Origin of the sequence: Microbacterium sp. 67-17, from assembly GCF_001898325.1 — a bacterium.
GTDB classification, from domain to species: domain Bacteria; phylum Actinomycetota; class Actinomycetes; order Actinomycetales; family Microbacteriaceae; genus Microbacterium; species Microbacterium schleiferi.
Genome location: NZ_MKTR01000007.1, coordinates 49,997 through 61,952, shown reverse-complemented (window position 1 = coordinate 61,952; position 11,956 = coordinate 49,997). Strand labels below are relative to the sequence as shown.

The 11,956-nt window shown below is 67.2% G+C and carries 8 protein-coding genes and 1 riboswitch; of the genes, 2 read left to right on the top strand and 6 right to left on the bottom strand.

All coding sequences use genetic code 11. The annotated features are described in order from the left end of the window. Position 1: 1 nt before the first annotated feature. Both BGO47_RS03125 and BGO47_RS03120 read right to left on the bottom strand, forming a co-directional pair. Positions 2-1,537 (bottom strand): ABC transporter permease, encoded by a 1,536-nt coding sequence (locus tag BGO47_RS03125; RefSeq protein WP_292708478.1) that lies wholly within the window; start codon positions 1,535-1,537, stop codon positions 2-4. Positions 1,538-1,734: 197 nt separating this feature from the next. Beyond that, entirely contained in the window at positions 1,735-3,603 is a 1,869-nt protein-coding gene (locus tag BGO47_RS03120; RefSeq protein ID WP_292708476.1) for an ABC transporter family substrate-binding protein, read from the bottom strand. A 155-nt stretch (positions 3,604-3,758) separates the two neighbouring features. On the opposite strand from BGO47_RS03120, the gene BGO47_RS03115 reads away from it, so the two are divergent. Both BGO47_RS03115 and BGO47_RS03110 read left to right on the top strand, forming a co-directional pair. Next, positions 3,759-4,580 (top strand): CPBP family intramembrane glutamic endopeptidase, encoded by an 822-nt coding sequence (locus BGO47_RS03115; RefSeq protein ID WP_292708474.1) that lies wholly within the window; start codon positions 3,759-3,761, stop codon positions 4,578-4,580. Positions 4,581-4,873: 293 nt separating this feature from the next. Further along, entirely contained in the window at positions 4,874-5,722 is an 849-nt protein-coding gene (locus BGO47_RS03110; RefSeq protein ID WP_292708472.1) for a hypothetical protein, read from the top strand. A gap of 116 nt (positions 5,723-5,838) precedes the next feature. Here BGO47_RS03110 and gcvP read toward each other — a convergent pair whose 3' ends face one another. The 4 genes from gcvP to BGO47_RS03090 form a co-directional block, all read right to left on the bottom strand. Next, positions 5,839-8,754, bottom strand: coding sequence for an aminomethyl-transferring glycine dehydrogenase (gene gcvP, locus BGO47_RS03105; RefSeq protein ID WP_292708470.1), 2,916 nt, complete (start codon positions 8,752-8,754; stop codon positions 5,839-5,841). After that, complete coding sequence (gene gcvH, locus BGO47_RS03100; RefSeq protein WP_292708468.1) at positions 8,751-9,134, bottom strand: glycine cleavage system protein GcvH; 384 nt, start codon at positions 9,132-9,134, stop codon at positions 8,751-8,753. The genes gcvP and gcvH overlap by 4 nt, the downstream gene beginning before the upstream one ends. After that, positions 9,131-10,366, bottom strand: a complete 1,236-nt coding sequence (locus BGO47_RS03095) for a glycine cleavage system aminomethyltransferase GcvT (protein ID WP_292708466.1) — start codon at positions 10,364-10,366, stop codon at positions 9,131-9,133. Before BGO47_RS03095 ends, gcvH begins: the two co-directional genes overlap by 4 nt. Before the next feature lie 164 nt (positions 10,367-10,530). Continuing rightward, positions 10,531-10,622, bottom strand: a riboswitch (glycine riboswitch). 65 nt (positions 10,623-10,687) lie between these two features. Beyond that, a complete protein-coding gene (locus tag BGO47_RS03090) occupies positions 10,688-11,872 on the bottom strand; it encodes a MarP family serine protease (RefSeq protein WP_292708464.1) in 1,185 nt (394 codons plus the stop codon). Between the last annotated feature and the right edge of the window lie 84 nt (positions 11,873-11,956).

Here is an 11,956-nt window from a genome sequence, read left to right as displayed (position 1 = left end):
GTCAGTTCACCCGGATCCGTGGGTCGAGAGCGGAGTAGAGAAGGTCGGCGATCAGGTTGAAGATCACTGCCAGGACGCCTGTGACGACGAAGAAGCCCATCACGAGGTTGACGTCACCCTTTTCCAGGCCGTCGACGAACAACGACCCCATGCCCTTCCAGGCGAAGATCGTCTCGGTGATCACCGCGCCACCGATCAGCGCGCCGATATCGAAAGCGATGATCGTCGCGATCGGAATCAGCGCGTTACGCATCGCGTGGCGCACGACCACGGTGCGCTCGGTGAGCCCCTTGGCCCGCGCGGTACGCACGTAGTCCTGATTCATGACCTCGAGCAGGCTCGACCGCGTGTACCGGGTGTACGCGGCGATCGAGACGACAGCGAGGGCGATCGTCGGCAACACGAGGTGGGAGAACCCGTCGAGGATCTGGAACCACATGTCGCCCTGCAGTCCCGGGGTGCGCGAGCCGATCGTCGCGATGACACCGCTCTGCGGAATCCGCTGCACGTAGTCGGGGTAGACCAGCAGAACCCGGTCGATGACGATCACGAAGAAGGTGATGAAGCTGACGATCGCGGCGGTGCGGGCAGCTTCCCGCTTGCCGTCGCCTCCGACGATGATCCCGACCACGATGCCGATGCCTATCGCGGCGATGCCCAGCAGCACCAGCATCCATCCCTCGGGCACGTAGAAGAACAGGTACTGCAACGGGAAGTAGAGCGCGATCCAGATCGCCACAGTGATCAGCGAGGCAAGCAGCGCCCGCCGGTTGGCAAGGCCCGTCGAGATGGCTGTCACGCCGACAGCGGCGCCGACACCCGTGACGATCACGCCGATGATGCCGACGGTCGGTGTCGCGAACCACCCCGTGACCCCGAGGAACCACAGGAGCCCGCCGGCGGCGACGAAAGCCGAGCCGAACGTGATCAGCCGGGTCTTCCACGACCCTCCCAGAAGGCTCATGAACACGACACCGGATATCAAGCCGGTGATGAGCACCGCGAGCCAGGTCACGTTCGGATCGGCGAGGAACTCGTTGAAGCGGATCGCCCCGAACTCCTTGAGGAGAACGGCGACCCAGAAGATCGGAAGCGAGTAGACGATGAAGGTGAGGAACGTGACGCTGTAGTCGAAACCGCTGTACTGGCGAAGGGCAGTGAGGATACCGATCGTGACGCCGACGAGGATCGCGATGATCGTGGCGGCGGTGACGAGCTGGATCGTCGATCCGGCGGCAGAGGCGAGGGCCTCGGTGACCGGCTGGTTGCCGCGGGTGTAGGAGAGCCCGAGATCGCACTGCAGGATGAGACACTGCGCGGCGCCGCCCAACCACGTGAAATAGCGGATGACGGGCGGAAGGTCGAGATTGAGAATCTCGATCCGGTAGGCGATCTGCTCGTCGCGGTTGGGAGCGCTGCTGGCACGCAGGTCGCGGAGCGGGTCGCTTCCAATCGCAGTGAGCGTGTAGACGATGAACGACGCGACGAGAAGCACGAGCAGGATCGCGCCCAGTCGCCTGAGGAGAAACGTCAGCACGTTCCGCCTCGCGGATTCGCGGACTCAGGTGTCATGGATGTTCCGTTCAGGGCAGAGCTTTGCCCAAAGGTACTACGGCATGCTGAGTCGCGGCCGGTCGCCGCGACACAGCTGTGGGCGCCGAGGGGTCACCTCGGCGCCCACGCTAGTTGTCGACTTCGGGGGAAGCGGCTGAGCCGCTTCCCCCGAAGGAGGGATCAACCCTCAGATTCGACCGGAGCCCACTCCCAGAAGTTCCAGAAGTAGTCCGGGCTCAGCGGCATGGCCTTCACTCCGGTCACACGGTCGCTCGAGACGAGCAGGCCGGGGAACTGGAAGATCGGGATCGTCACGGCATCCGACCAGATACCCATCTCGGCCTGGTTGAGCAGGTCGGTCTGGGTGTCGTAGTCCGAGGTCACGTTCAGCGTCTTCAGTGCGGAAGTGACGTCCTCGTTGCAGTAACCGTTGTAGTTTCCACCCTTGGTGTCCGGTGCCGCGAAGTCGTAGCACGCGTAGATCTGGTCCGAGCCACCCACGGCGAGGCTGGTCTGCGACCAGGCGAAGATCACAGCGTCGTGCGGGTTGATCGGGTTGATCGACGGGTCGGTGAACTCCCAGTTCGGCTCGCTCTCATCGACGAGCTGGAAGCCCGCCTGAGCAGCCGAAGCCGCGATGAGCTCGAACTCCTGGCCACGACGGACGTTGCCCTCGGGGTACCAGAAACCGACCTCGATCGGCGTGGTGACACCAGCGTCGGCGAGGAGCTGGATGGCACCCTCGATGTCGACCTCTGCGTAGTCGGCCGAGCCGTTGTCCGCGGTGAGGATCGGGTAACGAACCGTGTCAGCCGCGCTGACGAGGTTCGCGTTGCGGACCACAGCGTCGGGGTTGAGCGGGACGATGATCTTGTCGACGATCTCCTGGCGCGGGATCGTCTTCAGGAACGCCTGGCGCACCGCCAGAGCCTTCGCCTCGTCGCCACCGTAGGTAGCCGGGTCGAACGGGCCGCCGTTGTTGACCGTCAGGTCGACGTGCTCGTGCGAGGCCTGGACACCGGTCTGGACCTCGGCAGTCGAGATACCCTCGGCGACCTGGAGGATGTCAGCGGTGGGCTGGCCCGTCCAGATGTCGAGCTCGCCGGCCTCGAGGGCCTGCAGGGCGGTGGTGGAGTCGCCGATCGCACGAACGGTGATGCGCTCGAACTTCGGCGAGGGGCCCCACGTGTAGAGCGGGTTGGCGACGAGGGTCGTGTACTGGTCCTCAGCCGTCTCCTCGATCGTGTAGGCGCCGCTGGTCAGCGCCGCAGCGGGGCTGTCAGGCAGCGTGGTGTACGCGTAAGCGTCGCCCCATGCCGTTCCGAGTGCGTCAAGCACTGCATCGTCACCATTGGTGATCGCGTCGACGACCTTCTGCTTGGCAGTCTCGGCGAAGCTCTTGGCTGCCTCGCTGTACTTGTCCCAGTCGCCCTGCTCACCCGAAGCCGAGTAGGTGTCCCAGGCGGCCTGAACGTCGGCGTACTCCTCGGGGAACGCGAGGGCGTACGTGCCGTGAGCCGACACGCCGAGGGGGTTCACGAGCTCCCAGTCCACGTAGGGCTCGTCGTAGACGAGGGTGATCGTCTTGTCGCCGGTCTCGGGCGTCTGGGTGATCAGGTTGTAGCCGGTGGTGGCAGCGGGCGAGAACGCGTCGCTGACGTTTCCGGAGATCGCCGCCCACTGCAGCAGCATGTCGGCCTCATCGATCGGCACACCGTCGGACCACACCGCGTCAGCAGTGATCGTGTACTCGACCGTCAGCGGGTCTTCGCTGACGACCTCGTAGGAACCGAAGTCGGTGTTGCGCACCCACTCAGGGGTGTTGTTGTAATAACCGAACGTGGTGTCGGTCATGTACTTGATGTTGCCGTTGGCCGTGTTGTTGCCAGCGGAGCTGTCATCGTTGAAGTGGAAGAAGCCTTCGTTGTAAGCAACGGTGACCTCGGAGTTCTCCACGACATCCGACTGGTAGGGGTTGCTGCAGCCGGCGAGCACGAGTGCTCCCACCGCAACGACGCCTACGCCCGCCGCAAGACGTGCGATCTTCACATTTCCTCCTGTGCAAGGGGTTATGTGCCGGGGGCATGAGTGACCCCGGCACGGATGGAAAAACCCTAAGCGCGAGCTGTGAGTTGTTCAAAACCTGAGGCCGAAAAGTTACATACCCTTAACTCGGTGGGAGTTGCATGTGGCAATCTGACAAGGTGCACCCCCCGAAGCGGCCTCCCGTTGTTAGCGAAGTGCTGAACGTTTCGCGCGTTGACGGGCAAACACGTAAGCGGCTGACCTGGGAGGTCTGGATCGTCCTGGCGATCACCGTCGGCCAGTCGGCGGTGTACAGCATCCTGTCGTTCACGCGGTCGCTCATCCGGGCCGCGCAAGAGAACCAGACTCTGGCGCAACAGCAGACCCAGCTCAACCCGAATCGGGACGCCGAGGCGCTGTGGAACGCCCTGTACCAGTTCCTCAACATCTTCTTCGGGTTGGCGCTGGTGGCGCTGGTCATCTACCTGCTGTGGGAGCCGGGGTCCAATGCGCTGCGGCGGATCGGTCTGGACTTCTCGCGGTTCGGTGGCGATGTGGCCCGGGCGCTCCTGCTCGGCGCCGCTATCGGCATCCCGGGTCTCGCCCTCTATGTCGCGGGCCGCGCGCTCGGAATCACGCTTCAGGTGAGCGCCTCGCCGCTGGATGCCGCGTGGTGGACCGTTCCGCTGCTGATCCTTGCGGCGCTACGGGCGGGACTGACCGAAGAGGTCATCTTTCTCGGGTACATGTTCGATCGCCTCCGCCGGTTCGGCTGGAACTGGTGGGCCATCATCCTGACCACGGCCGGTCTTCGCGCCGCGTATCACGCCTACCAGGGCTTCGGCGCGATCGTCGGCAACTTCGCGATGGGCGTCGTCTTCGGCTGGTGCTACCGCCGGTGGGGTCGGGTCATGCCGCTCGTGATCGCCCACACCCTTATCGATATCGTGGCCTTCATCGGCTACCCCCTCGCGGTGACCCTCTTTCCCGGCGTCTTCTAGCCGTCGCCCCCTACCGAGAATTCAATCCGGCGCCGAGAATTCGATCCGGCGTCAGCGATCCGGGCGCCGGATCGAATTTTCATGGGTGTGACACCCTTCCTCCCCCGACGCAGACGAGAAGCGTTCGTCCCCGGGCTGCGTGCGGCGTTCCCGTCATGGGCAACCTTTCCGGGGAGCGTTGACGGATGCCGACACCGTCCGCTTCGCCCCCTGTCGCGCTCCTACTGAGCGGACGCGGCGATCACCCCTCCCGATCGCGCGAGAACCTCCACCTTTTGCGGCCGGCTGTTCGCGTGCGCGACGAGGAGTGGCTTGCCCTGGCGCCATGGGAGCGCTATCTCGCTCGCGTTCACGCAGCGGCGGCCAGGCACCCGGACATCGTCTTCTCACACGAGTCCGCGGCAGCACTCTGGGGCCTGCCTGTATTCGGCGAGCCTCGGCATGTCCACTGCTTCGACCTCGACCGCGCCACATCTACCCGCCGTGGCGATCTCGTCATTCACACCAGCGCTGACCCTCGCGAGATCACTAGCCATGCGTCGGGGCTGCACACCACGGATGCCGCCCACACGACACTCGATCTGCTCAGGGTCCTACCGCCGGCCTTCGCGCTCGCCCTAATGGACGCTGCGATCTCGCCGAGACAGCTCGGCCTCACCGACGTGGTCACAGTGCGATCGCTGCTGGCCGCGCAGCGCAATCGGCGCGGAGTGTCGCGCGCGGAATGGGTGCTCGACGCCGCCAATCCACTCGCCGAATCCGTCGCGGAGTCGGTGAGTCGCGCGGTCATCACCTGGCTCGGGTTCGAGCTTCCAGAACTGCAGGTCGCGTTCCGCAGGCAGGGCGGGACCGACCGCGTCGACTTCTTCTGGAGGCGGATGGCGGTGATCGGTGAGATGGACGGGTACGCGAAGTATGCAGCCGAGTCTGCCCAGACCGTCGTCGATCAGGTCATTCAGGAGAAGCGTCGCGAGGATCGCCTTCGCGAACAGGTCCGGGGCTTCGTCCGGTGGGAGTGGCGCGACGCGATCCGCGCAGCACCGTTGCGCGAAAAGCTGTTACGTGCGGGCGTGCCGGTGGTGGCCGCTCCCGCGAGGCAACTCCTGGCAACTCTGCGGACGAACCCTCGCTCTCTCCCGTGATCCTGTGTTGAGAATCCGTTTCGGCGCCGAAAACTCGCTCGGGAGACACGTCCGGTGGCGCCAAAACGGATTCTCGTTGGGATGCAGAGTGAGGCCGGCGGGCTCGTGGGCGGGGGCTAGGCGAAGGCGGAGGGGGGCGGGCAGGCGCAGACGAGGTTGCGGTCGCCGTAGGCCTGGTCGATGCGGCGCACCGGGGGCCAGTACTTCGAGCGCACCAGGGAGCGAACGGGATAAACCGCCCGCTCACGCGAATACGGATGCTGCCAGTCGCCGACCGCGATGGCCTCGGCTGTGTGCGGGGCGTTCACGAGCGGATTGTCGCCCGCGGGCCACTCCCCCGCGGCCACCGCGTCAGCCTCGGCCTTGATCGCGATCATCGCCTCGATGAACCGCTCGAGCTCGCCGAGATCCTCGGACTCGGTCGGCTCGACCATGAGCGTGCCCGCGACGGGGAACGACATCGTCGGCGCGTGGAATCCGTAGTCGATGAGGCGCTTGGCCACGTCATCGACCGTGATCCCGGTCGCCTCCCGCAGGGGGCGCAGATCCAGGATGCATTCGTGCGCGACGAGCCCGTTCTCTCCCGCGTAGAGCACCGGGTAGTGCTCGCGCAGGCGGGCCGCGATGTAGTTCGCCGCCAGGACCGCGCTGCCGGTCGCCTGACGCAGGCCCTCAGCGCCCATCATCCGGACGTACGCCCACGAGATCGGCAGGATGGATGCCGAACCGTACGGCGCGCCCGAGATCGGACCCCCGGCGAAGATCGCGCCTTCGGGATCCGTGAGCGACGGATGCCGGTCCCGCTGTGCCATCGGATGCGAGGGCAGGAACGGCGCGAGGTGCGCCTTGGCCGCCACAGGACCGACACCCGGACCGCCGCCGCCGTGCGGGATCGCGAACGTCTTGTGCAGGTTCAGGTGCGACACATCGCCACCGAGATCGCCGAGGCGCGCGTAGCCGACGAGCGCGTTGAGGTTCGCCCCGTCGACGTACACCTGTCCCCCTGCCTCGTGCACGGCCGCGGTGATCGCCAGTACCTCGTGCTCGTACACACCGTGCGTCGACGGGTACGTGATCATGAGGGCAGCGAGCGTGTCGGCGTGCTCGGCGATCTTCGCGCGCAGATCGTCGAGGTCGACATTCCCGGCCTCGTCGCACGCGACGACCACGACCCTCATCCCGGCGAGCACGGCGGATGCCGCGTTCGTGCCGTGAGCGGACGAGGGAATGAGGCACACGGTGCGCTGTTCGTCGGCCCGCGAGCGGTGGTAGCCACGGATCGCGAGCAGGCCCGCAAGCTCGCCCTGGGACCCCGCGTTCGGCTGCACCGAGACGGCGTCATAGCCGGTCACCTCGGCCAGCCACGTCTCGAGCTGATCGATCAGCTCGAGGTAGCCCTCGACGTCGGATGCCGGAGCGAACGGATGCATCCGCGCGAACTCGGGCCACGAGACCGCCGCCATCTCGGTAGCGGCATTGAGCTTCATCGTGCACGAGCCCAGCGGGATCATGCCGCGATCGAGCGCGTAGTCGCGGTCGGCAAGCGTCTTCAGGTAGCGCATCATCGCAGTCTCGGACCGGTGCGCGTGGAACACCTCATGCGTGAGGTAGGCATCCGTGCGCCGCAGCGCGTCGGGATACATGCGCACCGCGGCCAGCGCAGTGAAGGCTGAACCAGCGGGAGATTCCGCCGGTGTCTCCACCGCGCGGATCTCGCCCGCAGCGCCGAACGCCGCGAGCAGATCCGCCTCGATCGACGGATCGGCAGCGCTCACCTCATCGATTGAGATCCCGACCGTGATCTCATCCACGCGCCGCAGCAGGATGCCGAGCCCCGCCGCCGCCGAGACGACGGCATCGGCATCCGCGACCCGTACCTGGACCGTGTCGAAGAAGTGGCCCGTCAGCACCTCGACGCCGCGCGCGCGCAACGATCCGGCGACCAGGGCGGTCTTCGCGTGCACGCCCTGAGCGATCCGCTTCAGCCCCTCGGGACCGTGATAGACGGCATACATCGCCGCCATGACGGCCAACAGGACCTGGGCGGTGCAGATGTTGGACGTCGCCTTCTCACGACGGATGTGCTGCTCGCGCGTCTGCAGCGACAGCCGGTACGCGGGGCGACCGTCGGCATCCACCGAAACACCGACCAGGCGCCCCGGCAGCTGCCGTTCGAGGCCTGCCCGCACCGCGAGGTAACCCGCGTGGGGTCCGCCGAAGCCCATCGGAACGCCGAAGCGCTGCGTGGTCCCGACTGCCACATCGGCGCCGAGCGAGCCGGGCGAGCGCAGCAGCGTCATGGCAAGCAGGTCGGCGGCGACCACGGCCAATCCACCGTGAGCATGGATCGCCGCGATCGCCTCGCTCGGATCCCACACCCGGCCCGACGCACCGGGGTACTGAATGAACCCACCGAAGGCCTCGGGAAACGCCTCCGGCTCATCGAAGGACACGACTCGGACCTCGATCCCGAGCGCCTCCGCGCGGTGGCGCAGCAGTGCGATCGTCTGCGGCAGGGCATCAGCGTCGACCAGGAACACGCTCGAGGCGCTTTTCGAGGCGCGGCGAGCCAGCAGCATTCCCTCGACCACCGCTGTCGATTCATCGAGCATCGACGCGCCGGCAGTCGCCATCCCGGTGAGATCGGTCACCATCGTCTGGAAGGTGATGAGCGCCTCGAGACGTCCCTGCGAGATCTCGGGCTGGTAGGGCGTGTAGGCGGTGTACCACGACGGGTTCTCGAAGACATTCCGCGCGATGACGGCGGGAGTGAGCGTGTCGTAGTAGCCCAGGCCGATCAGCGACCGTGACACCCGATTGCGCGCGGCGAGTCGCCGCAGCTCCCCGAGCGCCTCGGCCTCGGTCGCGGCATGCGGAATACGCGACCCGTCCCGCGCAGCGGCGTGAATGGATGCCGGAACCGCCGCCGCCACGAGCGCATCGACGCTCTCGTAGCCGAGCGCATCGAGCATTGCGCGCTGAGCAGCGGCGTCAGTTCCGATGTGGCGCTCGGCGAAGGACCCGACGATCATGCAGCGCCGCCGGTGAGGGCGACGTAGGCGTCCCGGTCAAGGAGCGCCTCGATGTCGGCGGGCGTGACCTTGAGCTTCATGAGCCAGCCAGCGCCGAACGGATCCGAGTTCACGACGGACGGGTCATCGACGGCCTCGTGGTTGACGGCGAGCACCTCCCCGTCAACGGGCGCGAACAGCTCGCCGACCGACTTGGTCGACTCGATCTCACCGCAGACCTGGCCGGCTGAGACGCCATCGCCAACGCCCGGGAGCTCGAGAAAGACGACGTCCCCGAGCTTGTCGGCCGCGTAGTCGGTGATCCCGATCACCGCTTCATCGCCCTCCAGGCGCAGCCACTCGTGCTCGGCGGTGTACTTCAGGGTGGTCAGGTCGGTCATGTCGTCCTCCGGTAAAAGGGCAGGGTCGTTACGGATGCAGGGATGAGGGTGCCGCGCACATCGATCGCCAGGTCGGTGCCGGGCGCGGAAACGGCGGGATCGACGAACGCCAGAGCGATCGGGTGCCCGAGGGTCGGGCTCAGCGCGCCGGAGGTGACCTCGCCGACGACAGGGGAATCATCAGCAGCCGGATTGATGACGGTGTAGCCGGAACGTCCGGCACGACGGCCCTCGGACATCAGCCCGACGAGCACGCGACGGTCGGCATCCGTGGACTGCGAAGCCCGCTTGCCCACGAAGTCCGGCTTGCCGCCGGCGACGCTGCGCGCGAGGCCCGCCTGAGCGGGAGTCGTCTGGAGCGAGAGCTCGTGGCCGTAGAGCGGCATCCCGGCTTCGAGCCGCAGGGTGTCGCGGGCCGCGAGGCCCGCGGGTACGAGGCCGCGCGGCGCTCCCGCGACCAGCAGGGCGTCCCAGAGGGCTCCCGCTGCGCGATGGGGCACGAGCAGTTCGAAACCGTCCTCACCGGTGTAGCCGGTGCGGGCGATGAAAAGCGGCGCGCCAGCGAAGGATCCGGCAGCCCAGGCGTAATAGCCAAGGTCCGCGAGCGCGGGCGAAACGCCTTCGATGCCGGATGTTGCCGTCACGATCTCCTGCGCCGCGGGGCCCTGCACGGCAACGAGCGCGAACTGGTCGGTCACGTCCTCGATCTGTGCCGTATCGGAGACGCCCGGGATGACCGCGAACGACGTGACGCCGCGGTCGATCCTCGGCTCCGCGAGGAATGATGCCGCAACCGGCGCCCGCGCGGCGCGGAGCGCGAACGCGTCGGCAACGGCATCCCGGTTGCCGGCGTTGGCGATGACGAGATACCGGTCGTCGGCGATGCGGTAGACGATGACGTCGTCGATGATGCCGCCGTTCTCGGTCAACACGAGCGAGTACTTCGCCTTGCCGACCCGCATGCCCGAGTGATCGCCCGAGAGCGCGTAGTCGAGGAACGCGCCGCTGTGCTCTCCCGTGACCAGGAACTCTGCCATGTGTGAGATGTCGAACAGGCCGGCTGCCTGCCGCACCGCGTGGTGCTCGGCGAGGTCGGATGCGTAGCGCACCGGCATCTGCCAGCCGCCGAAGTCTGTGAACGCGGCCCCGAGCGCGACGTGTCGATCGTGGAGCGGCGAGCGTTTCGGTTCAGCGGCCGCCTGTGCGGTATCTGGTGGTGCGGGGTGTGACATGAGTTCTCCCGGTCGTCGGACGGGGGACGCCCTTCGGCGCCCGTGAACTCCCCCTCTGTCTGTGGCCTGAGAGTTTCGCGCGGCATCCGAGTGAACCGGATGCTGTGCTTTCACCGTCGGCGGCCGCCACCCGATGCATGGGTGATGACGCTTTCCAGAGTGGCCGGACGTGCGCGGTACGCGGACCTGAGAGATTGGCGGGGAGGCTTGCTCCTTCGGTGCCCGGTGTGACCCGAGGCTCTCCCGCACCCGTCATGTGGCCGGATCTTCAGTTGCGCGGCCAGCATATCCCAGCGCCCGGGTCCCGCCAGCCGACGCGCCTCAGGGCGTGCAGGAACCCGTCGAGACCGGCTCGGCCAGAGCGGGAGCTTGCGCAGCCAACGGGGCGAGCACATCCGAGGTCACCGCGTACCCGACATCCGTTCCGTCATCGGCCCGGGCGAACACGACACCGGCCGCCTCCCCGCCTGCGGTCAGCACGGGACCTCCGGAGTTGCCCGGTGCGACGCGGGCATCCAGCGCGTAGATCTCCCGACTCACGGACCCGCTGTCGTAGATGTCGGGCACCTGCGCGGTTCCCACCGAGCGCACTGACGCTTGCCCCAGCGTGAAGGGGCCGCCGTAGGGGTAGCCGGCAACCGCCGCGGTATCCCCTGGCCGGAGAGTCGGAACGACGGGCAGTGCCGCAACGTCCTCGGTTTCCACGGCGATGACGGCGAGGTCCTGGTCGGGGTCGAACCAGACGACGCGGCCGGCCTGAGCCATGCGCCCCGGCAGTTCGACGACGATTTGCTCCATTCCGGCCACGACGTGCGCGTTGGTGACCACGCGGTCATCGGAGATGACGAAACCCGAGCCCGTCATGCCCCGGGAGCACGAGAACGCGGTTCCCGAGATGCGAGCCACCGACTGGGCGGCTGCGCTCAGGGCGGGGTCATCGAGCGCCACCGGCGGGGCAGTCGGCGCCGTGACTGGAAGATCCAGCAGCGTCCCCATCCGGGGCAGAGCGTCGACGAACACCGCCTGCCGGAGCTGCGCCAGAGCGGCGCTCACCGGTGCCGGGGTCAGCGCATCGATCGTGGCGAGCACGCGCGACGACGAGGTGGCTGCAGTGACCAGCGGCACACCCGAGACGGCGGCGCTCTGGGCGACCAGCGACAGCGAAAGCGCGGTGGCAACGACAGCCACGGCGCCGCCGAGCAGACGGTCGATCATGTGAAGGCGCAGTTTTTCGGCTCCGCGCCTGAGGGCGCTACCGACCACGCCCCCGGCGATCGCCCCACCAACGAGCAGCACGACGACCCCGGCGATGAGCACCGGGCCGCGCCAGTCCGATTCGGGAAGCAGCGGCGCCACGATCGGCAGGAGCCACCACACCGCCACCCCGCCCGCGGCAAGACCCACCGCCGATCCGAGGATCGCCAGCACTCCGCTCGCGATCCCCCACGCGAGCGCACCGAGCAGCAGAATCACGACGATAACGTCGGTGAGGATGCCGAGGACCACGCGTCCAGTCTGTCGACCGGTTCGCCGACCAAGCTGAGGGTTTTCTCCCAGGCCACCCGAGTTGCGGTTCTGGTCACCCTGACT

Excerpts from the sequence above, each read along its gene's own strand:
- gcvP (WP_292708470.1), bottom strand. The coding sequence starts at position 8,754 with ATGATCGTCGGGTCCTTCGCCGAGCGCCACATCGGAACTGACGCCGCT.
- BGO47_RS03095 (WP_292708466.1), bottom strand. The coding sequence starts at position 10,366 with ATGTCACACCCCGCACCACCAGATACCGCACAGGCGGCCGCTGAACCG.
- gcvH (WP_292708468.1), bottom strand. The coding sequence starts at position 9,134 with ATGACCGACCTGACCACCCTGAAGTACACCGCCGAGCACGAGTGGCTG.